The 22498-nt window shown below is 55.3% G+C and carries 19 protein-coding genes; 15 read left to right on the top strand and 4 right to left on the bottom strand.

Annotated elements, in window-relative coordinates:
• Position 1: 1 nt before the first annotated feature.
• The 7 genes from mntR to RAC65_RS06855 all read left to right on the top strand — a co-directional run bounded on the left by mntR (position 2) and on the right by RAC65_RS06855 (position 9000).
• Positions 2-460 carry a manganese-binding transcriptional regulator MntR gene (gene mntR / locus RAC65_RS06885; RefSeq protein WP_033737682.1) on the top strand — a complete coding sequence of 153 codons (459 nt, stop codon included), beginning with the start codon at positions 2-4 and terminating at the stop codon, positions 458-460.
• Between the two features lie 24 nt (positions 461-484).
• Positions 485-1594, top strand: a complete 1110-nt coding sequence (locus RAC65_RS06880; RefSeq protein WP_054634256.1) for an SLC13 family permease — start codon at positions 485-487, stop codon at positions 1592-1594.
• Between the two features lie 143 nt (positions 1595-1737).
• A complete protein-coding gene (locus RAC65_RS06875) occupies positions 1738-2886 on the top strand; it encodes an HlyD family secretion protein (protein WP_324020144.1) in 1149 nt (382 codons plus the stop codon).
• Positions 2883-4451 (top strand): DHA2 family efflux MFS transporter permease subunit, encoded by a 1569-nt coding sequence (locus RAC65_RS06870; RefSeq protein ID WP_033737679.1) that lies wholly within the window; start codon positions 2883-2885, stop codon positions 4449-4451. Before RAC65_RS06875 ends, RAC65_RS06870 begins: the two co-directional genes overlap by 4 nt.
• Before the next feature lies 1 nt (position 4452).
• Positions 4453-5982, top strand: a complete 1530-nt coding sequence (locus tag RAC65_RS06865; protein ID WP_058701048.1) for an efflux transporter outer membrane subunit — start codon at positions 4453-4455, stop codon at positions 5980-5982.
• A gap of 702 nt (positions 5983-6684) precedes the next feature.
• Positions 6685-7086 (top strand): H-NS family nucleoid-associated regulatory protein, encoded by a 402-nt coding sequence (locus RAC65_RS06860; protein WP_014606234.1) that lies wholly within the window; start codon positions 6685-6687, stop codon positions 7084-7086.
• Between the two features lie 321 nt (positions 7087-7407).
• Entirely contained in the window at positions 7408-9000 is a 1593-nt protein-coding gene (locus tag RAC65_RS06855; protein ID WP_039341417.1) for an ABC-F family ATPase, read from the top strand.
• 93 nt (positions 9001-9093) lie between these two features.
• Here RAC65_RS06855 and moeB read toward each other — a convergent pair whose 3' ends face one another.
• Together moeB and moeA are read right to left on the bottom strand one after the other, a co-directional pair.
• Positions 9094-9861 (bottom strand): molybdopterin-synthase adenylyltransferase MoeB, encoded by a 768-nt coding sequence (gene moeB, locus RAC65_RS06850; protein ID WP_039341414.1) that lies wholly within the window; start codon positions 9859-9861, stop codon positions 9094-9096.
• Entirely contained in the window at positions 9862-11097 is a 1236-nt protein-coding gene (moeA, locus tag RAC65_RS06845) for a molybdopterin molybdotransferase MoeA (protein WP_375096533.1), read from the bottom strand.
• Positions 11098-11315: 218 nt separating this feature from the next.
• Between moeA and RAC65_RS06840 the strand changes: the two genes are divergently transcribed.
• The 6 genes from RAC65_RS06840 (at position 11316) to RAC65_RS06815 (ending at position 18104) form a co-directional block, all read left to right on the top strand.
• Positions 11316-12275: an isoaspartyl peptidase/L-asparaginase family protein gene (locus RAC65_RS06840; protein WP_375096532.1), complete on the top strand. Its 960-nt coding sequence runs from the start codon at positions 11316-11318 to the stop codon at positions 12273-12275.
• Entirely contained in the window at positions 12238-14127 is a 1890-nt protein-coding gene (locus tag RAC65_RS06835) for a dipeptide ABC transporter ATP-binding protein (RefSeq protein WP_164483087.1), read from the top strand. The genes RAC65_RS06840 and RAC65_RS06835 overlap by 38 nt, the downstream gene beginning before the upstream one ends.
• A 54-nt stretch (positions 14128-14181) precedes the next feature.
• Positions 14182-15717, top strand: a complete 1536-nt coding sequence (gene gsiB, locus RAC65_RS06830; RefSeq protein ID WP_033737674.1) for a glutathione ABC transporter substrate-binding protein GsiB — start codon at positions 14182-14184, stop codon at positions 15715-15717.
• Positions 15718-15826: 109 nt separating this feature from the next.
• Complete coding sequence (gsiC, locus tag RAC65_RS06825) at positions 15827-16753, top strand: glutathione ABC transporter permease GsiC (RefSeq protein WP_058701044.1); 927 nt, start codon at positions 15827-15829, stop codon at positions 16751-16753.
• Complete coding sequence (gsiD, locus tag RAC65_RS06820; protein WP_039341402.1) at positions 16753-17658, top strand: glutathione ABC transporter permease GsiD; 906 nt, start codon at positions 16753-16755, stop codon at positions 17656-17658. Before gsiC ends, gsiD begins: the two co-directional genes overlap by 1 nt.
• Positions 17655-18104 carry a DUF4385 domain-containing protein gene (locus RAC65_RS06815; RefSeq protein ID WP_033737673.1) on the top strand — a complete coding sequence of 150 codons (450 nt, stop codon included), beginning with the start codon at positions 17655-17657 and terminating at the stop codon, positions 18102-18104. The genes gsiD and RAC65_RS06815 overlap by 4 nt, the downstream gene beginning before the upstream one ends.
• On the opposite strand, the gene rimO is transcribed toward RAC65_RS06815, so the two are convergent.
• Positions 18101-19429, bottom strand: coding sequence for a 30S ribosomal protein S12 methylthiotransferase RimO (gene rimO, locus RAC65_RS06810; protein ID WP_039341398.1), 1329 nt, complete (start codon positions 19427-19429; stop codon positions 18101-18103). The genes RAC65_RS06815 and rimO overlap by 4 nt on opposite strands.
• A gap of 375 nt (positions 19430-19804) precedes the next feature.
• Between rimO and RAC65_RS06805 the strand changes: the two genes are divergently transcribed.
• Together RAC65_RS06805 and RAC65_RS06800 are read left to right on the top strand one after the other, a co-directional pair.
• Positions 19805-20440 (top strand): carbonic anhydrase, encoded by a 636-nt coding sequence (locus RAC65_RS06805; protein WP_033737671.1) that lies wholly within the window; start codon positions 19805-19807, stop codon positions 20438-20440.
• A gap of 159 nt (positions 20441-20599) precedes the next feature.
• Positions 20600-21736 carry a PQQ-dependent sugar dehydrogenase gene (locus RAC65_RS06800; protein ID WP_375096531.1) on the top strand — a complete coding sequence of 379 codons (1137 nt, stop codon included), beginning with the start codon at positions 20600-20602 and terminating at the stop codon, positions 21734-21736.
• A 1-nt stretch (position 21737) separates the two neighbouring features.
• Here the strand turns inward: RAC65_RS06800 and RAC65_RS06795 are convergent, their stop codons facing one another.
• Complete coding sequence (locus RAC65_RS06795; protein WP_039341391.1) at positions 21738-22394, bottom strand: HAD family phosphatase; 657 nt, start codon at positions 22392-22394, stop codon at positions 21738-21740.
• Positions 22395-22498: the final 104 nt, after the last annotated feature.

Below are 22498 nucleotides of genomic sequence, written 5' to 3'. Positions count from 1 at the left end.
AATGAGTCGTCGTGCCAAAAGCGTGGTTTCTGCCCCGCAAGGACCACTAAAAGATATTGAAGAGCATGTCGAAGGTTTTCGGCAGGTGCGCGAAGCGCATCGTCGTGAACTGATTGATGACTATGTTGAGCTAATCTCTGATTTGATTGGTGAGTTTGGCGAGGCGCGCCAGGTCGACATGGCCGCGCGTTTGGGGGTTTCGCAACCGACCGTCGCCAAAATGTTAAAGCGGTTAGGAACTGCCGGCCTGGTCGAGCAGGTGCCTTATCGCGGCGTCTTTTTGACGCGTGAAGGGGAAAAGCTGGCTGAAGAGAGCCGCGCCCGCCATCACATCGTTGAAACCTTCCTGTTAGCGCTTGGCATTAGTCCGGAAACGGCACGCCGCGATTCTGAAGGCATCGAACATCACGTCAGTGATGAAACCCTGGCCGTATTCCAGAAATTTTACCAAAACAATTAATCCTCAGTTAAGGCGCCGGACATCATGCCCATTGTGCTTCGCTCATTTCTGCATGACCATATATTGCACTTGTTAGTCGTTGTTGGGGTTGTTCTGCTGTTTCTTGCTCATTACCACTGGGCGGATCTGCCTGCCGCAGTGGACTGGCACACCATCATCACCCTGAGTGGACTGCTTATCCTCACCAAGGGGTTAGAAACCAGTGGGTATTTTGATGTTCTGGGCGGTCGGTTAATTGCGGGGTTTAAGCATGAGCGCACGCTGGCCCTGTTTATGGTGCTGGCGGCGGCGGTGCTCTCGACCTTCTTAACCAACGATGTGGCCCTGTTTATTCTGGTGCCGCTGACGCTGACATTGCGCAAGTTTTCCCATTTACCGATTTCCCGCTTAATCATCTTCGAAGCGCTGGCCGTAAATGCCGGTTCGTTGCTGACGCCGGTGGGCAATCCGCAGAATATTTTGCTGTGGAGCCACGGCTCGCTGAGTGTAGTCGGTTTTATCTGGCAAATGACGCCGCTGGCCGTCTGGCTGCTGTTAAGCCTGCTGGTCGTCACCTGGTTTAGTTTTGCCAAACGCGCGATTGAAAAACATGAGAACGCAGAACAGCACAGCTGGCAGAAGCCACTGTTTGCCGTCAGTCTGGCGCTTTACGTCTTGTTTATCGCCGCGCTGGAGTGGCACCTGACCGGCTGGGCGCTACTGCTGATTCTTGTCTGCTTTTTTATTATGGCGCGCCAGGTATTGCTGAATATCGACTGGAGCCTGCTGGTGGTCTTCATTGTCATGTTCCTGGACGTGTTCTTGCTGACACGCTTGCCTGTTGTGCAGGCCCATTTTGATGCGATTGCCCATCTTGCCAAAGGGGAGCTTTACCTGTTGGCGATTGGCTTGTCACAGGTGATCAGTAATGTGCCTGCCACGATCCTGCTTTTGCAGAAAGTGCCGCCTTCAGACGTCCTTGCCTGGGCGGTCAATATCGGTGGGTTTGGCCTGCTACCGGGTTCGCTTGCCAACCTGATTGCGCTGCGCATGGCGAAAGATCGTGCCATCTGGTGGCGCTTCCATCTGTTCTCCGTTCCCTTACTCGCATGGTCAATGCTGACCGGCTGGCTGTTGCTCAAACTGGTTGCCTGACGCGAACCTGTCCTGCCCTCGTGGCAGGACGTGCGAACTTTCTCAAGTTAAGTAAAGTTGTACTGGATTTTGTCAGTTTTCGATCTAATGTTTAGTTGACTTTCTACGCCCAGGACTGAGGGCCTTAGCCAGCGACGGACACTATGAGCGAGAACAACAACAACCGCGACCCACACCAGAAAGACACAGAAAACGCGCCCGATAAAAACAGCCCAGAACACGATAGCCAAAGCGATAACGACGAGAAACCGCGTAAGCGTCCCGGCAAAAAGCCGTTAATTATTTTGGCGGTCGTCGTGGTGGTGATGTTGATCGTGGCGTTCTTCTTCTGGTTTACCACCCGTAATGAAGAAACGACTGACGATGCGTTTACCGAAGGCAACGCAGTGACTATCGCAGCGAAAGCCTCGGGTTACGTCGTAAAATTGCTGGTGAAAGACAACCAGCGCGTGAAGAAGGGCGATCTGCTGGTGGAAATCGATCCCAGCGATAACGAAGCCCAGCGCGCGCAGGCAAAAGCACAGCTTGGCCTGGCCATGGCACAGTTGCATCAGGCTCAGGCGCAACTGGCACTGTCGCGCGTACAGTACCCGGCGCAACGCGACCAGGCGCTGGCCGATCAGGCCAAAGCCGAGGCCAACTACCTGAATGCGCAGGCGGATTACCGTCGTCAGCGCGGCGTCGATCCCCGCGCCACCAGTCAACGCAATATTGATTCAGCCTCGGCGCAGTTACGCTCCGCGCAGGCACAACTGCAAAGCGCCAAAGCTCAGGTGGAAGTCGCCTCGCAGGTGGCCCTGCAAATCCGTCAGCAGGAAACCAATGTTGAAGCGCGTCAGGAACAGGTCGAGCAGGCAAAAGCCCAACTGAATGTGGCCGAGCTGAATCTGTCTTACACCCAGGTTCGTGCTCCTTACGACGGGTTTGTGACTAAGCGAAACGTCCAGTTGGGGACGTTGGTTCAGGCAGGCAGCGCCTTGTTCTCACTGGTTTCCCCGGATATCTGGATCACCGCCAACTTTAAAGAGTCACAGCTGGAGCGAATGAATCCCGGCGACAAGGTAACCATCAGCGTGGATGCCTGGCCTGATATGAAACTTGAAGGCCACGTCGACAGCATCCAGATGGGCACCGGTTCGCGCTTTTCGGCCTTCCCGGCGGAGAATGCCACGGGCAACTACGTGAAAATCGTTCAGCGCGTGCCGGTCAAGATTGTGATTGATAAAGGACTGGATCCTAACCGTCCACTGCCACTGGGCTTATCGGTTGAACCGAAGGTAACCGTGGAATGAGTGAATCGCAGAGCTGGAAACCCGCCAGTAATCCGTGGCTCGTAGCCATTACGGTAACGTTGGCGGTATTTATGGAAATCCTGGATACCACCATCGTGAACGTGGCCCTGCCACATATCGCCGGTTCGCTCTCATCCAGTTACGATGAATCCACCTGGGTGCTGACCTCGTACCTCGTGGCGAACGGCATTGTGCTGCCCATCTCTGCCTTCTTCAGTCGTTTATTTGGCCGTAAACAGTTTTTCTTAATCTGTATCGTCATGTTCACGATCTGCTCATTTCTGTGTGGTATTGCCACCGAACTCTGGCAGATCATTCTGTTCCGCGTCCTGCAAGGGTTTTTCGGCGGCGGCCTGCAGCCTGTGCAGCAGTCGGTGCTGCTCGACTACTTTAAACCTGAGGATCGGGGCAAAGCGTTTGGCCTTTCCTCGATTGCGATTATCGTGGCGCCTGTTATCGGCCCGACGCTGGGCGGCTGGATTACGGATAACTATAGCTGGCGCTGGGTGTTCTTTATCAATATCCCGGTCGGTATCCTGACGATCATGGCCATTTTGCCGCTGCTGGAAGATCCGCCATGGGAGCGCAAGTGGGCCAAGGGCAAACTGAAAATTGACTACATCGGTATCGGTTTAATTACGCTGGGCCTGGGCTGCCTGCAGGTGATGCTGGATCGGGGTGAAGATGAGGACTGGTTTGCGTCGCACTTTATTGTGTTATTCGCGGTACTGGCGCTGGTCGGCATTGTCGGAGCCGTCTACTGGCTAATGTATGCCCGCAAACCGGTAGTCGACATTCTGGTAATGAAAGACCGTAACTTCTGGGTTGCGGGCCTGCTCATGGCCGGGATGGCGATGATTCTGTATGGTAGTTCCGTCGTGCTGCCTCAACTGGCCCAGCAGGATCTGGGTTATACGGCGACCTGGTCAGGGCTGGTGCTTTCACCCGGAGCCGTGCTGATTGTGCTGACGATTCCGCTGGTGCTTAAGCTGATGCCGGTCGTGCAAACCCGCTATATCATCGCATTTGGTTTTAGCTGCCTGGCCCTGGCGTTTTTCTACTCGTCCACGTTAACGCCCAATGTCGATTTCTCCACGCTGGTCATGATGCGCAGTGCGCAGTCTATTGGCCTGGGCTTCCTGTTTGTGCCGCTGACCACCATTGCCTTCATTACCATCCCACAACGCCTGAACGCGGATGCATCAGCATTATTTACGATGTTCCGTAACGTTGCGGGTTCGATTGGCATCTCATTATCCACGGCGGCAATTACGGAGCGGGAGCAGGCGCGTTCGGCCCACATGGTGCATAACATGACGCCGTTAAATGAACAATTTAACATTACCGTTCAGCACTGGGCGCAGGCGATTCGCGACTTTACGTCGGCGGTGGGCGATCCCGTGACGCTGGCAACCGGCCAGCTCTATAAAGAGATGATTGTCCAGTCACGCATTCTGGCTTATATCGACGTCTTTTCAGGCTTAAGTATTGTCGCCCTGATTTTGATTCCATTTTGTTGGCTGCTGTCGCCCGTCAAAAGCGAAGGCAGTGCAGGAGCACACTGACATGAAGGTTATGACTACGTATCGCCTGAATCCCTTTACCTTGTTGCTGACGTTATCGCTGGCAGGTTGCAGCGTGGGCCCGGACTACCAGGCGCCAAAACCTCAGCTGCCGGGCAGCTACCACGCGCTGGATTCTCAGGAGCGCTCGAAACCGCAGACGTCGGCCGTGGATACGCGCTGGTGGCGTAACTTCAACGATCCCCAACTGGACAGCCTGATTGCCCGCGCAATCGCGGGTAATCTGTCGTTGCAGCAGACCGTCCTGCGCATTGCGGGCGCGCGCGAGCAGTTATCTCAGGCGCAGGGCGGCTTATTTCCCAGCCTGAACGGTTCGGCAAAAGTCACGCGTCAGCAACTGGGGCTGGAAGGTTTGCTGAAAGCGAATGGGGTCAATGACCAGGTGGACAGCACTGTCGCCAGCCAGTTGAACGGGCTGACGCAGCCCGTCACCTTATATCAGGGCAGCTTCGATGCCAGTTGGGAACTGGATCTGTGGGGCAAGGTACGACGTCAGATCGAATCAGCCAATGCACAGCAACAGGCGGCCATTGAGCAACGTAACGATGCGCTGGTGTCGCTGGAAGCGGAAGTTGTCCGTGCCTGGTTACAACTGCGTGGGGCGCAGGCAACCGTCAACACGCTGCAACAGCAAATCGCGGTGGCGGATCAGACCTGGCAACTGACACAAAGCCAGCAGCGCAATGGCCTGGCGCCGTTAACCGATGTGGAAAATGCCCGGGCGCAGTTGAGCAGTTTACAGGCGCAGCTACCGCAGTATCAGGCGCAAACGCGTCAGGCGATGAACGGTCTGGCTGTGCTTATCGGTAAAACCCCCGGCGCGCTGGATGCAGAACTGCAGACGCCGAAAGCGCTGCCAGCCTTGCCGAATGCGGTCGCGGTCGGCATTCCCTCAACCTTAGCGCGTCGACGCCCGGATATTCGCCAGGCAGAGGCGAAACTCCATGCGCAAACCGCCGGGATCGGCGTTTCTGTCGCACAGCTGTTCCCCAGCCTCTCTCTTACCGGACAGTTGGGCGTGCGCAATACCGATGCCAGTTATCTGGACGACTGGAGCAGCCACTTCTATAGCGTGGGGCCTTCGCTGTCGATTCCCCTTTTTCAGGGAGGCCGGCTGGTTTCCAGCGTGAAGCTTGCACGTGCTCAGCAGGCCAGCGCGGCGCTGGATTATCGCCAGACGGTGCTGACGGCTTTGCAGGATGTCGAAAACGCCCTTGTGAGTTACCGGGCCGATCAGCAGCGCGTCACGGCGCTGGACGAAACGACCGGTGCACTGCAACGGACCTTTGATTTGGCGAGCGACAGCTATCGTCAGGGATTATCGACCTTCCTTGAGGTGCTTGATGCGCAGCGCCAGCTCGCCCAGGCCGAGGAGCAGGCAACACAGGCGCGCATGCAAAGCGGGCTGGATCTCGTGGCGCTCTACAAAGCGCTGGGCGGCGGCTGGGAAACCTATCAAAACGTTCAGCTCCCTCAGTATGACGTGTTTGGACCTGCGACCCAGGTAAATTAATCCTTCAGGCCGTGGCCTTGCGGCAGACCACGGCCTGTTATCAGACAGTGTAATACCTGCGCTTTATTATTTATCTGTTATATCGTTCAGTAAACTCATTTAATCACCCTTAAAGCTGGTGGTTTAAAAGGGTTGCTGGCTATTTAGCCGGCGCACTTACTGTGAAGCATAAATTGTCTGTAAATGTATTCAACCTTATAACGGCTGTGAAACGCGGTCGCCTTGCCTGTGCCGATGCAGCATTTTTGTCGGGGAGTGAAGGGGGACAAAGGCAATATCCCCACATTTTATTCGCCATAAAGCCGATATTATTGTGGCGAAGCGCGATAAACCTCGTACCCGACGTCAGCTATTTTGTTCACAGACCGCGTGTTCCGGGCGGAGAACGTCTGAGTCAGGACAGGCAAATTAATCCAAATTCTTCACCGGTGTTAAAAAATATTCAGCGTTAAAATTTAAAAGCGCATAGCGAATTCATACAGTAAGTGTAATCAATGAAATCGTTTACATTGTGCAAGGATAGCAGGCATTTAGTGTTAATTTGAGGTTAATTATCTCTCCACATAAGCATTCTGAATACTTCACTGACATTTAAAAAACCTATCGGAATTATCTGTAGTAATAAATTAATTTATTTTTTTATTTGAATTAGGTAATCTTGACGCTACAGTTTAATTAAACCCCTTAATCAAGGATATTGTGATGAGTGACGCATTTAAAGTTCTAAACAACATTCGCACATTACGTGCCCAGGCTCGTGAACTGCCACTGAGCGATCTGGAAGAAATTCTTGAGAAATTGACCGTTGTAGTAACGGAACGTCGTGAAGAAGCGCACGCTGAAGAACAACAGAATCGTGAAAAAGAAGAGAAGTTATCGAAATATCGCGAAATGCTGTTGGCTGATGGCATCGATCCTAATGAATTATTAGGTGCGCTGGAGCAGGGTAAAAAACGCACTAAGCGTGCGCCACGTCCGGCTAAATATTCTTACACCGACGAAAATGGCGAGAAAAAATCATGGACCGGCCAGGGCCGCACGCCAGCAGCAATTAAAAAAGCGCTGGACGAAGGTAAAAGCCTGGACAGCTTCCTGATCGATTAATCGACACAATCCTTGTAAGTGGTAGCCGGCGACATTTATGTCGCCGGCTTTTTTTATTTAAAAAACCCTGCTCTTTGCTTTATTACTCTCGCTGTCATGCACCCGGTGTGGCGTGCGCAGGTAGGGCTTCCCCTCTGCGCAGCGTCCGGTACGTTTAGCCAGCGGCTGGGTTAAGCGGCAAACGTACGGGCAGTGAAAATAAAAAGTCATGCGTTTTCAACAGACACTCATGCAAGGGTAGCCGGAGACTGGCGTGCGCTACGTCACATCTGGCATAATAGCCGCCGTTTTCCATCCACTCTCTTCACTAAGGTCAATGCCGTGTTAGTTAGCAGCAATATCACCATGCAGTTTGGCAGCAAGCCACTGTTCGAAAATATCTCCGTTAAATTTGGCGGCGGTAATCGGTACGGTTTAATCGGTGCGAACGGCAGCGGAAAATCCACCTTCATGAAGATTTTGGGTGGCGATTTGGTGCCGTCGGGCGGCAATGTTTCCTACGATCCCAATGAACGTATTGGTAAATTACGCCAGGACCAGTTCGCCTTTGAACAATATAGTGTGATTGATACGGTAATCATGGGGCACCATGAATTATGGGAAGTGAAACAGGAACGTGACCGTATTTATTCCCTGCCCGAAATGAGCGAAGAGGAAGGCTACAAAGTCGCAGACCTGGAAGTACAGTATGGCGAAATGGATGGTTACAGCGCGGAATCGCGCGCCGGTGAATTATTACTTGGCGTGGGCATCCCGGTTGAACAGCATTACGGGCCGATGAGCGAAATTGCGCCAGGCTTTAAATTACGCGTTCTTTTAGCCCAGGCCTTGTTTTCTAATCCGGATATTTTGTTGCTGGACGAACCGACCAACAACCTGGATATCGATACCATCCGTTGGCTGGAGCAGGTGTTAAACGAACGCGACAGCACCATGATTATCATTTCGCACGACCGTCACTTCCTCAATATGGTCTGCACGCACATGGCCGATCTGGACTATGGCGAGCTGCGCGTTTATTCCGGTAATTATGATGAATATATGACCGCGGCCACCCAGGCGCGTGAACGTCTGTTAGCGGATAACGCCAAGAAAAAAGCGCAAATTGCCGATCTGCAGTCGTTTGTCAGCCGCTTTAGTGCCAACGCTTCTAAATCGCGTCAGGCCACCTCGCGCGCTAAACAAATGGATAAAATAAAACTGGAAGAAGTGAAAGCCTCCAGCCGTCAGAATCCATATATCCGTTTTGAACAGGATAAGAAACTGTTCCGTAATGCACTGGAAGTGGAAGGCCTGACGAAAGGCTTTGATAACGGTCCTCTGTTCAAAAATCTTAATCTGCTGCTGGAAGTCGGTGAAAAACTGGCGATATTAGGGGCTAACGGTATTGGTAAATCCACGCTGTTAAAAACCCTGGTTGGCGAACTGACGCCAGAAAGCGGCAGCGTTAAATGGTCCGAGAATGCCAAAATTGGCTATTACGCGCAGGACCACGCAGACGATTTTGCTGACGATCTGACGGTTTTTGACTGGATGAGTCAGTGGAAGCAGCCGGGCGATGATGAGCAGGCCGTACGCGGTATTCTTGGCCGCCTGTTGTTCTCTCAGGACGACATTAAAAAGCCCGCGAAGGTGCTGTCAGGTGGTGAGAAAGGGCGCATGCTGTTCGGCAAGCTGATGATGCAGAAGCCTAACATTCTGATTATGGATGAACCCACCAACCACCTGGATATGGAATCCATCGAGTCATTAAACATGGCGCTGGAAATGTATGAAGGCACGCTGATTTTCGTTTCCCATGACCGTGAATTCGTCAGCTCACTGGCGACGCGTGTAATGGAAATCAAGGCGGATCGCATCGTCGATTTCACCGGGAATTACGAAGACTACCTGCGCAGTCAGGGCATCGTTTAAGGCCTGCGGGGTAGCGCTGGCTACCCCATTTTCTTTCGTGCATTGCCCCGCCTTTTGTAATCGCTCACGCTCAGCGTTCAATCAGACCGGCCTTTAGTCTCTGCACTCAGAATGGCCACAGACTTCACAATTCGGATCCTGTGCGACATGCATCGTGCGAAACTCTGCGCGCATGGCATCATACATGAGCAAACGTGAGCGCGCGGGCGTGCCAAACCGGGTCAGCAGTTTTATCGCTTCCATCGCCTGCATGGCACCGACAACGCCCACCAGCGGCGCCATTACACCGGCTTCCACGCAGCTGAGCACCTGAGCGCCAAACAAACGGCTGATACAGCGGTAGCAGGGCGCACCAGGCTGCCAGTCAAACACACTCAACTGACCTTCCATGCGAATCGCCGCGCCCGAAACCAGAGGCACCTTCAGTTCATAACAAAGCCGGTTAAGCTGTTCACGCACGCTGACATTATCCGTGCAGTCGACCACAACCTGCTGCCTGGCGATGAGCGCCCGCAACGCGTTATCGTCCAACTGGCCGTGGACAGGATATAACTGACAGTGGGGATTGATCTCCGCCAGGCGTGCCCGGGCGGATTCGACCTTGGCCCGACCAATATCCGCATCATGATGCAGAATCTGTCGCTGCAGGTTTGAGAGCGAAACCGTATCAAAATCCAGCAGAGACAGGTGACCGACGCCCGCTGCCGCCAGATAAGGGGCGGCTGCACAGCCTAAACCGCCCAGGCCCACGACCAACACATGGCTGGCCTTCAGGGCTTCCTGTCCGTCAAAGTCAAACCCCCGCAGGACAATTTGCCGGTTATAGCGCAGCATTTCCTCGTGGCTGAGTTCGGGCAGCATTTATCCCTCCAGCAGGGCGTTGAAGGGCTCAACATCCACCCATTCTCCCGCCTCGACATAGCCGCGCTCACGCTCCAGTACGATAAAGCAGTTAGCCTGTGAAAACGAGCTGTACACATGCGAACCCTGGGCACCCGTGCTGACGACTTCTGTTTCACCCTCAGCATTTCGCCGCAGCACACCGCGCTGAAAATCCAGACGGCCCGGCGATTTTTTCAGTGCGCTTGCTGTACGCACGCGCTGACGTGGCGGTAAAGCCGAAGCTGACTGTCCGGTCAGACGGGCCAGCAGGGGCTGCACCAGTTGATAAAAGGTCACGACGGCCGAGACCGGATTGCCGGGCAGGCCGCAGAACCAGCTGTTTGCCAGGCGGCCAAAGGCGAAAGGTTTGCCCGGTTTAATGGCCAGCTTCCAGAAGCGAATGCTGCCCAGTTCCTCCAGCATCGCCTTAGTAAAGTCGGCTTCACCGACAGAGACACCGCCGGTGCTGATGACCACATCGGCCTGGCGATCGGCGTCCATAAAGGCAGCCCGCAGGGCGACCGGATCGTCGCGAACAATGCCAAGATCGATTACCTCGCAGCCCAGCTTATTTAGCATGAGGGAGATGGCAAACCGGTTGGTGTCATAGATTTGTCCGTCAAACAGCGGCTGGCCCACGGGTTGCAGCTCATCCCCGGTGGAGAAAATTGCCACGCGCAGTTTGCGCAGCACCTTCACCGTGGCGATGCCTAATGAGGCCAGCAACGGCAGTTCCGCAGCGCCCAGGCGCACGCCAGGCGCAAGGACCTGATGGCCTGCCTGGATATCATCGCCGATCAGGCGGATGTTTTGTCCGGCTTTTACGGGCGCATCAATAACAATCTGTTCGCCCTGCAGATGGGTTTGCTCCTGCATGACGACGGCATCGCAGCCGTCCGGTACCGGCGCGCCCGTCATGATTCTGATGACACTGCCCGCAGGCCAGTCACCCGAAAACGGCGCACCGGCAAAGGCTTTACCGGCAACCGTTAAGGGCTGACCCTCTTGCATATCAGCAAGCCTGACGGCATAACCGTCCATGGCTGAGTTGTTAAAAGGCGGTACATCAATGGGGGAGGTCACGCTGCAGGCGGTGATGCGCCCGGCCGCGTCGGTCAGGGGCACATCCAGGGATTCGGTGATGGGCGTCAGTTGCGCCAGCATCTTCTGTTGCGCGTCTTCAAGGGAAATCAGCCCGGCAGTAAAGCTTTCCATTATTGTCTCAGTCTGTCTGTTGCAATTGCTGACTATTATGGTGGCTTTTATCCTCAGAGTCACATCGGTATAAGCCACAACGAAAGGTTATTAGCGCGGGACCAGTTTCCGCTTTACAAGCTATGGCGGGCTTTCTATATTCAAAAATACGCTAACAAGACCTAAAACCATTCAAAATCAGTGTTTTTCCTTCTGATGCAACCACAGGGTAATGCAGTATGGCTAAAGCAGTGATCGCCATTCATGGCGGCGCAGGCGCAATTACGCGTGCTGCCATGAGCGCAGAGAAAGAACAGGCTTATCGTCAGGCGCTTCACGATATTGTGACACATGGCCAAACCCTGCTGGTGCAGGGCGCATCCGCGCTGGATGTGGTGACTGAAGCGGTGCGCAGGCTGGAAGAGTGCCCGCTGTTTAATGCGGGTAAAGGGGCTGTGTTTACCCATCAGGGCACGCATGAGCTGGATGCCAGCATCATGGATGGCAGAACGCTGCAGGCTGGGGCAGTGGCGGGCGTCTCCCGGCTGCGCAACCCGGTACTGGCAGCGCGTGCGCTGTTAGACCACAGCCCGCATGTCCTGTTGATTGGGGAAGGGGCCGAAGCCTTTGCGTTTGCGCAGGGGCTTGAGCAGGTTGAACCGGATTTCTTTTCCACGCCTGAACGCCTGGAGCAACTGCAACGGGCGCTGCGCAGCGATGCCGCTGTGCTTGACCACGATGGCGCCGCCCAGGGCGGCGATCCTCTTGACCCGGATCGTAAGTTTGGCACGGTCGGTGCCGTGGCGCTGGATTTGGCGGGAAACCTGGCGGCGGCGACATCGACCGGCGGCATGACCAATAAACAGCAGGGGCGCGTAGGCGACTCACCGTTGCCTGGCGCAGGCTGCTATGCCAGTAACGACAGCGCGGCGGTGTCCTGCACCGGCACTGGCGAAGTGTTTATCCGCACCCTGGCGGCCTACGATGTGGCGGCACAAATGCGTTACGCCGGGCGGACATTACAACAGGCCAGCGTCAATGTGATTCATGACAGCGTGCTGGAGCTGGGCGGCAGTGGTGGGCTGATTGCGGTTGATCGGGAGGGCAATGTGGCACTGCCGTTCAACAGCGAAGGCATGTACCGGGCTGTTGCCCGGGTGGATGACGTCGCAGAGGTCGCAATTTACCGTGAAAGCTAACAGCCAGCCTGACAGGCTCCCTCTGTCTCCCGAACAGGTGTTGGCGGTGCGCGACCTGAACGTACGTTTTCACCATGACGGCCAGGTGACCGAAGCCGTGCGTCATCTTTCACTTGATGTGTTTCGCGGCGAAACGCTGGCTTTAGTGGGCGAGTCCGGCTCGGGCAAATCCGTCACCTCACTGGCGATCATGCGCCTGTTGGCGCAGGACAGCGCAGAGGTCAGTGGCGAGATACGGCTGCGTCGGCGCAGTGGTGAGGCACTGGATCTGATGCGGATGCCGCGCGGTCAGATGCGCAGGGTGCGCGGCGCGGATATGGCCATGATTTTCCAGGAACCGATGACCTCGCTGAATCCGGTGTTTACGGTAGGCGATCAGATCGCAGAATCCATTCGACTGCATCAGGGTAAAAGCCAGTCCGAAGCCCTGACGGAAGCGCGTCGTATGCTGGATCGGGTACGCATTCCTGACGCACAAAGTATGCTGCGCCGTTATCCGCACCAGCTTTCCGGCGGTATGCGGCAGCGCGTGATGATTGCGATGGCCCTGTCGTGTAAGCCTGCGCTGCTGATTGCCGACGAGCCGACCACTGCCCTGGACGTGACGATTCAGGCCCAGATCCTGCAACTGATCCGCGAGCTGCAGAAAGAGATGCAGATGGGCGTGATTTTTATCACTCACGATATGGGCGTGGTGGCGGAAATGGCGGACCGCGTCCAGGTGATGTATCGCGGTGAGGTGCTGGAAAACGCCCCTACCGCCGAGCTGTTCAGCGCACCGCAGCAGCCTTACACCCGGGCGTTGCTGGCCGCTGTCCCGACCCTGGGTGCGATGCAGGACCAGCCGCTGCCCGCGAAATTTCCTCTCCTGCTCAACGATGCGGCACCCGACGTACCGCAAAACACCGTACGTCACGATCGCCCGCCCATCCTGCAGGTGCGCAATCTGGTCACGCGCTTCGATATTCGCTCAGGATTACTGAATCGCGTAACGAGCCGGGTGCACGCGGTCGAGAACATCAGCTTTGATCTGTATGCAGGCGAAACGCTGGCGCTGGTGGGGGAGTCCGGGTGCGGTAAATCGACCACCGGACGTTCACTGCTAAAACTGGTCGCCAGTCAGGGAGGCAGCATTACCTTTGACGGGCAGCGTATTAACGATCTTTCGGGAGCGGCGCTGGCGCATCTGCGGCGCGATATTCAGTTTATCTTCCAGGACCCTTATGCATCGCTCGATCCGCGCCTGACGGTGGGATTTTCGATTATGGAGCCGCTGCTGGTTCACAAGGTGATGCCACGACGCGAAGCGGAACAGCGCGTGGCCTGGTTACTGGAAAAGGTTGGCTTACTGCCGGAACACGCAAAGCGTTATCCGCATGAGTTTTCGGGTGGCCAGCGTCAGCGTATCTGCATCGCGCGGGCACTGGCGCTGAACCCCAAAGTGGTGATTGCCGATGAGTCGGTGTCCGCGCTTGATGTCTCCATTCAGGCACAAATCATCAACCTGATGCTCGACCTTCAGCGTGAATTTGGTATCGCCTTTTTGTTTATTTCCCATGATATGGCGGTGGTTGAGCGCATCAGCCACCGCGTAGCGGTGATGTATCTTGGACAGATTGTGGAAATCGGCCCACGTCAGTCGGTATTCGGGCAGCCACATCATCCGTATACCCAAAAATTAATGGCCGCCGTGCCGGTTGCCGACCCGACACGTCGGCAACGCGAGCGCAGTCTGCTGGTCGATGAGATCCCCAGCCCGATTCGTGCACTGGGCGATGAACCCGAACGGGTTTCGCTGATGGAAGTGGCCCCCGGTCATTTTGTGGCTCGCTCTGCCACCAGCGCGATCTGAAATAATACGCTATCGCCACGGCGATAAATCAGACAGGGATTACAGGAGAAAACAATGCAGATAACGATGCGTAGAAGCTTACTGGCAGCAGGGATATTAAGTAGCGTCATGACGCTGCCCGCCTGGGCCGCGGGTGATGCGGTGATCGCCGTCGCCTCCAATTTCACCACGCTTGATCCCTATGACGCTAACGACACCTTGTCCCAGGCGGTCGCGAAATCATTTTATCAGGGGCTGTTTGGCTTTGATAAAGATATGAAGCTGACCAATGTGCTGGCGGACAGTTACACGGTGAGCGGCGATGGCCTGACCTACACCATTAAGCTGCACTCAGGCGTGAAGTTTCAGGATGGCACCGACTTTAATGCCGAGGCGGTCAAGGTCAACCTGGATCGGGCCAGTAATCCCGACAACCATCTCAAACGTTATAACCTGTTTAAATACATCGCCAGCACGGAAGCGGTCGATCCCACGACGGTGAAGATTACGCTGAAGCAGCCGTTCTCGGCCTTTATTAATATTCTGGCGCACCCTGCGGCGGTGATGATTTCCCCTGCCGCCCTGAAAAAATACGGTAAGGACATCGGTTTTCATCCGGTGGGCACCGGGCCGTTCGAATTTGTGACCTGGAATCAGACCGACTTTGTGAAGGTGAAGAAATGGGACGGCTACTGGAAAAAAGGCTATCCCAAACTCGACAGCATTACGTGGCGCCCGGTCGTGGATAACAATACGCGTGCGGCCATGCTGCAGACCGGTGAAGCGAACTTTGCCTTCCCGGTGCCTTATGAGCAGGCCAAATTGCTGGAGAAGGACAGCAAGCTGGACGTGGTGGTATCGCCCTCCATCATGCAGCGCTACATCAGCCTGAATGTGACACAAAAACCGTTTGATAATCCGAAAGTGCGTGAGGCGCTGGAGTACGCGATCAATCGCCAGGCACTGGTTAAAGTTGCGTTCGCCGGTTATGCCACACCTGCTACCGGCGTAGTGCCTCCCTCTATTGCCTATGCGCAAACGTATCCGCCCATTCCTTACGATCCCGCTAAAGCAAAAGCGTTGCTGAAAGAAGCGGGTTATCCGAACGGTTTCGACACCACGCTCTGGTCGTCGCATAACCACAGCACGGCACAGAAAGTGTTGCAGTTTGTTCAGCAGCAACTGGCACAGGTCGGCGTGAAGGTGAAAGTGACCGCGATGGATGCGGGACAGCGCGCAGCGGAAGTGGAAGGCAAGGGCCAGAAAGAGAGCGGCGTGCGCATGTTCTACACTGGCTGGTCAGCCTCAACGGGTGAAGCCGACTGGGCGCTGACGCCGTTGTTCGCAACCGCAGCTTGGCCACCGGCGATCTTCAACACGGCGTTTTACAGCAATCCGAAGGTGGATAAAGACCTGGCCGACGCGCTGAAAACGACCGATCAGGCGGAAAAAGCCAAACTGTATAAAGATGCGCAGGACACCATCTGGAACGATCATCCGTGGATCCCGCTGGTGGTGGAGCAACTGGTGTCCGCACACAGCAAAAACCTGAGCGGTTTTTACATGATGCCGGACACGTCATTCAGTTTTGATGACGCCGAGATGAAGTAATTCGCCGGACCTGTTCTGTCCTGAACAGGATGTGTGATGCCCGGTGCCTCGTCAGCAATGAGGCACCGGGCAGGTCAGCTGCGCTGCTGACTGTTGTGTGGGATGTCACATGGTTAACTATTTTCTTAAACGCCTGCTGGGCCTGATTCCCACGCTGTTTATCGTGGCAGTGCTGGTGTTTCTGTTTGTCCATCTGCTGCCGGGCGATCCGGCGCGGCTGATTGCCGGACAGGAAGCCGATGCGTCTGTGGTGGCATTGGTCCGTCAGGAGCTGGGCCTGGATAAACCGCTGCCGGTGCAGTTCGTGCACTTTATCGTCAATGCGCTGCAGGGGGATTTTGGTCAGTCGCTGGTTTCCCGGCGTCCGGTTTCGGCGGAAATCGCTACGCGTTTTATGCCAACCCTGTGGCTGACGCTCACCAGCATGGTGTGGGCGGTGATCCTGGGCATGGCGATCGGCATTGTTTCGGCCGTATGGCGCAATCGCTGGCCGGATCGCCTCGGCATGACGCTCGCGGTTTCGGGTATCTCTTTTCCGGCTTTTGCCCTGGGCATGTTACTGATGGACGTGTTTTCCGTCCAGTTGGGCTGGTTGCCAACGGTGGGCGCAGACAGCTGGCAGCACTATATTTTGCCTTCCCTCACGCTGGGCGCGGCGGTAGCGGCTGTGATGGCCCGTTTCACCCGGGCATCCTTTGTGGAGGTGATGCAGGAAGATTACATGCGCACCGCGCGTGCCAAAGGCGTCAGTGAGTACCGCGTGGTGATTAAGCACGGTCTGCGGAATGCCATGATACCGGTGGTCACCATGATGGGCCTGCAGTTTGGTTTCCTGCTGGGTGGCTCGATTGTGGTTGAGGTCGTGTTCAACTGGCCGGGGCTGGGACGCCTGCTGGTGGATTCGGTACAGATGCGTGACTATCCGGTGATTCAGGCAGAGGTATTGCTGTTTTCGCTGGAGTTTATTTTGATCAATCTGATTGTCGATATGCTGTATGCCGTCATTAACCCGGCGATTCGCTTTAAGGACACCTGATGAAAAACTGGCGACGGGAAGCGGCACTCAAACACATGCCACTGCTGGACAGCAACCGTGTAAGAACGCCCTGGCGGGAATTCTGGCGACGCTTTCGTCGTCAGCCGGTCGCTCTGCTGGCGGGCCTGTTTGTCCTGGTGCTGATCGTACTGGCGTTTACGGCACCGTATGTTGCGCCATTCGATGCAGAAAATTACTTTGATTACGACCGACTCAACGACGGCCCCTCACTGGTGCACTGGTTTGGCGTGGATTCACTGGGACGCGATATCTTTAGCCGCGTGCTGGTGGGAACCCGAATTTCGCTTCTCGCCGGCTTCGTTTCCGTCGCGATAGGGGCGATAGTGGGGACGCTGGCAGGACTGCTGGCGGGCTACTATGAAGGCTGGTGGGACAGGATCACCATGCGCATCTGCGACGTGCTGTTTGCGTTTCCCGGCATTTTGCTGGCGATTGCCGTCGTGGCCATCATGGGCAGTGGCATCAGTAACGTCATTATCGCCGTGGCGATATTCAGTATTCCCGCCTTTGCCCGCCTGGTGCGCGGCAATACGCTGGTACTGAAACGGCAAACCTACATCGAGTCAGCCCGCAGTATCGGAGCGTCAGACTGGACGATCATGATACGTCACCTGCTGCCCGGCACGGTATCCTCTATTGTGGTGTACTTCACCATGCGCATCGGGACCTCGATTATCACCGCCGCAAGCCTGTCATTTCTGGGGCTGGGCGCGCAGCCACCGACGCCAGAGTGGGGCGCGATGCTCAACGAAGCGCGCGCGGATATGGTTATCGCGCCGCACGTGGCGATTTTTCCGGCACTGGCTATTTTTTTCACGGTTTTAGCCTTTAATTTGCTTGGCGACGGGCTACGTGACGCACTTGATCCTAAACTGAAGACATGAAACCTTTTGACTATGAACAAGACTTCAGCACTATCGACTTCCGCAAACATCCTGAACGTTATCAGGTCGGGCGCGGTGAGCAGGGCGTGCTGATGGTCCAGCCCTATAAAGGCGAAATCCTGCCGCACTGGCGTTTTCGTACCGTTGAGGTTGCGAAAGCCTCGGCAGAAGAAATCATGCGGCTGTTCGAAGCCTATCGCCAGCAGGATGACTTTGTGGGCATGGACATGGCGCGCAAATTTATTCAAATGGGCTACACCCGCGCGCGCCGCTACAGCAACCATAAGGGCGGACGAAAATACGATGCGGAGGGCAAGGAGTTGCCCCGGGGCAGGGACGAAGAAAAGGCCGCTGCGGCGGCCATTTTCAAAGCGTACTGGGATAAGCTACGGGCAGATGACGACTATCTGGCGCGCAAAAAAGCGCACCAGCAGAAGTATGGTTAGACGCGGCTCGCCCACAAATCGTATTCGTCAGCATGTTCCACTTTGACACGCAGAACATCGCCCGGCTTAACGTTGCTCTCGCCATTCAGATAGACGGCACCATCGATCTCTGGCGCGTCAGCCATGCTGCGACCAATCGCGCCTTCTTCATCGACTTCATCGATGATGACCATAATTTCACGGCCGATTTTTTCCTGCAGGCGCTCGGCAGAGATCTGCTGCTGCAACTGCATAAAGCGGTCATAACGTTCCTGTTTCACTGCGTCATCGACCGGATCGGGTAACTGGTTTGCCGTTGCGCCTTCAACCGGGCTGTACTGAAAGCAACCCACACGATCCAGACGCGCTTCTTTAATAAAGTCGAGCAGCATCTGGAAGTCTTCTTCGGTTTCGCCGGGGAAGCCTACAATAAACGTTGAGCGCAGCGTCAGCGTCGGGCAGATCTCACGCCAGCGCTTAATGCGCTCCAGCGTGCGTTCCACGGCACCCGGACGCTTCATCAGCTTCAGAATGCGTGGGCTGGCGTGCTGAAGCGGGATATCCAGATACGGCAGAATCTTGCCTTCTGCCATCAGTGGAATCACGTCGTCCACGTGAGGATAAGGATAAACATAATGCAGGCGAACCCACACGCCGAGTTTCGCTAACTGCTCGCACAGGCTCACCATGCTGGTTTTCACCGGCGCGCCGTTCCAGAACCCTGTGCGGTGTTTCACGTCCACGCCGTAAGCCGAGGTATCCTGCGAAATGACCAGCAACTCTTTCACGCCCGCTTCAACCAGCCGTTTTGCTTCGTCCAGCACTTCGCCAATGGCACGACTGTCGAGATCGCCGCGCATAGACGGGATGATACAGAAGGTGCAGCGATGGTTGCAGCCTTCAGAAATTTTCAGGTAAGCGTAATGACGCGGCGTCAGCTTCACGCCCTGTTGCGGCACCAGGCTCAGGAACGGATTATGTTGGGGCTTCGGCACGTAGCGGTGCACGTGCGACAGCACTTGTTCATAGCTGTGCGGACCGGTGATTTCCAGTACCTTCGGGTGCACTTCGCGAATCTGGTCGACTTTCGCTCCCAGGCAGCCGGTCACAATCACCTTGCCGTTTTCGTTCAGGGCTTCACCGATCGCTTCCAGCGATTCCTGGACGGCGCTGTCGATGAATCCGCAGGTGTTGACGATAACGATTTCCGCATCGTCATAGCGTGGGACCACCTCATAGCCCTCGGTGCGCAGTTCCGTCAGAATGCGCTCAGAGTCGACAAGGTTTTTGGGGCAGCCAAGCGAGACAAATCCCACGCGCGGCGGCAGTGTAGTAGTAGTGGACATAAGGTGGTTTCCGGTTCAGCACAGCAATGGCGCGCGATTTTACCTGTGTTGCGATGAAAATTGTAGCGTTATCTGACCTCAGGCATAACAGTGTAAAGTCACGCAAAAAACCGTAAAGGGTTCCCGAGAGTGACAGGCGTTTAAGCCGATGATCGGAAAGGAAGAAAACCGCAGTAACCCGCCGTTTTGCAAAAGGATTTCTAATAAATAGCTAAAAATTAATTCGTTAATTTTCTTATCAACGCAGGTGATAACGCCATTTGAAGGTCATATTGTTGGTTGATATTTGCTTGTTTTCATTAATAATGATTCGCTTAACAAGTGCTGAGAGCCTGGCCTTTCAGACAATGACGTGGATAATGTGAGAGCAAAATAATGAAAGAGATCATTAACGGGTTTCTGAGTTTTCAGCAGACTGTCTTTCCTGAAAGAGAGGCGCTGTTCAAAAGTCTGGCCTCAAATCAGAACCCGAAAGCCCTGTTTATCTCTTGCTCAGACAGCCGTCTGGTGCCGGAGCTGGTCACGCAGCAGGAACCCGGGCAGCTATTCGTTATCCGTAATGCGGGCAACATTGTGCCGTCTTTTGGGCCGGAGCCGGGTGGCGTGTCAGCCACCATTGAGTATGCGGTGATGGTGCTGGGCGTTTCTGACATCATCATCTGTGGCCACTCTAACTGCGGTGCGATGAACGCGATTTCGTCCTGTGCCTGCATGGACAGCATGCCAGCCGTCGAGCACTGGCTGCGCTTTGCCGATGCGGCCAAAGCGGTGGTGGAGCAGCGTGACTATGAATCACCCGAGAAAAAGCTCAACGCTATGGTGCAGGAGAACGTGATTGCGCAGCTAAACAACATGAAAACCCATCCTTCGGTGTCGGTAGGGTTACGTCAGGGCAAGCTGCGTCTGCATGGCTGGGTTTACGACATTGAGTCGGGCACCATTCTGGCGCTCACGCCGGGCGGTAAAGAGTTCATCTCACTGGCGGATAATCCCGAGACCTTTTTCGAGTAAGTTCCGTTTGCCCGCGCCGTTCAGGTCGCGGGCCCCTTACCGCCTGTTTTTTCATCCCGTCTTTATCACGCCCACGCTGTTTAATCTTTTGTAAATCCTCAACATCATGCCGGACAGGCTGACTACGCTTAAACACATTGCCTCTGTCTGGAGAATGCTATGACCCGTGTTTCCACCCTACTGTTACTGAATGGCGCGTTACTCGTTTCCAGCCCGTTATGGGCGGATGATCTGACGGTGAAGGTGCTTCAGGATAAGCTGGACCATCCCTGGTCGGTGGCCTTTTTACCGGATAACCAGACGTTACTCATCACTGAACGTGCCGGCCAGTTGCGTAGCTGGCGACCTGATACCGGTTTATCTGAGCCGATTAAGGGCGTGCCCGCGGTGTGGGCGCAGCGACAGAGCGGCCTGCTGGATGTGGTGCTGGCCCCGGATTTTGCCCAGAGCCGTCGGGTGTGGCTCAGCTATACCAAAGCGGACAGCGACGGCAAGGCGGGGGCCGTCGTGGGTTATGGCACACTCAGCGACGATCATCGCCAGCTGACCGATTTTCATGAAGTCATCAGCCAAACGCCCCGGCTCTCAAGCGGCAACAATATTGGAACCCGGCTGGCCTTTGACCGTCAGGGGTTTGTGTGGATTGCCTTCGGGGATAATTTTGTCAGCAGCGCCGCTCAGGATCTCGACAAGCTGCAGGGAAAACTGCTGCGCCTGAACGGCGACGGTAGCGTTCCCAGGGATAATCCTTTCGTGGGCAGGCAGGGTGCCCGGCCTGAAATCTGGGCCTACGGTTTACGTAACCCACAAGGCCTGGCGCTTAATCCCTGGACACAGGTCATGTGGGAAAGTGAGCACGGCCCACGCGGTGGCGATGAGGTCAACGTGATCGAAAAAGGGAAAAATTATGGTTGGCCGCTGGCGACCTACGGCATTGATTACAACGGCAGCAAGGTTCCTGAATCGAAAGGCACGCACGTGGCGGGCACGGAACAGCCGGTATTTTACTGGAAAGTTTCACCAGCGCTAAGCGGCATGGCCTTTTATAACAGTGCCCGTTTCCCCCAATGGAAAAATTCACTCTTTATCGGGGCGCTGAAAGAGAAGCAACTGATTCGACTGCGTGTCAATGGTGAAAAAGTCGTTGAGGCGCAACGCCTGCTGGGTGAGCGAAACGAACGCATTCGTGATGTCCGCCAGGGGCCGGATGGGTATCTGTATGTGTTGACGGATGAAGCTAACGGCAAGCTCCTGAAGGTAGGGCTGACGCAGGACGCCAGCGCCTCCCGCGGTTAACTTAACGCGCCCAGTGGTAAACCGGCCAGCCGCGTTTTTCGGCTTCCTGGCGTAACGGTTCCGCAGGGTTAATCACGTGAGCATAATCGGCCTGCACCAGCATCGGCAGGTCGTTCAGAGAATCACTGTAAGCCCAGGTATGTGAGTAGTGTTCATCCGGCCGCTGGGCTTTCCATTCTTCCACCCGCGTCACTTTGCCCTGCTGAAAGGTCATCGTTCCGTAGGTGTTGCCGCTGTAGCGCTCATCCACCACTTCCACACCGATGGCGAGGGCACCGCAGGCCCCTAACTGGCGGGCAATCGGCGTCACCAGATGTTCACCGCTGGCGGAGATAACAATGATTCTGTCGCCACGTGACTGATGCCATTTGAGACGTTCCCGGGCTTCAGGATAGACGCGCGGCATAATGTCGCGATGAATAAAGCGGCGGATCCAGCCCTCAACCGTCAGGGTCGCCATGCCGCTTAACGGGGACAGCGTTTTATGCATATAGTCTTCAATGGACAGCGTCCCGGCGTAATACTGGCGCATGAGCGCCTGCTCTTCCTCAATCAGCTCACTGGACGCAAAGCCTTGTGAAACCAGCCAGCGCAGCCACAGGCCGGTGCTGTCTTCACTAATCAGCGTTTCATCCAGATCAAACAGTGCCAGGTCCATACGGGTTCTCCTCGAGTGAATAGCGTCAGGTTAACCCAGTTTTGTGACGGCCTTAACTTTCTGATGAAAATTTCGGAATTTAACGCATTTTTATGGACGACACT

The sequence above is a fragment of the Pantoea sp. BS_8 genome, assembly GCF_041954965.1.
Taxonomy (GTDB): domain Bacteria; phylum Pseudomonadota; class Gammaproteobacteria; order Enterobacterales; family Enterobacteriaceae; genus Pantoea; species Pantoea stewartii.
Note: the sequence above shows the minus strand (reverse complement) of the source record. Positions and strands in the feature narration are given on the sequence as shown.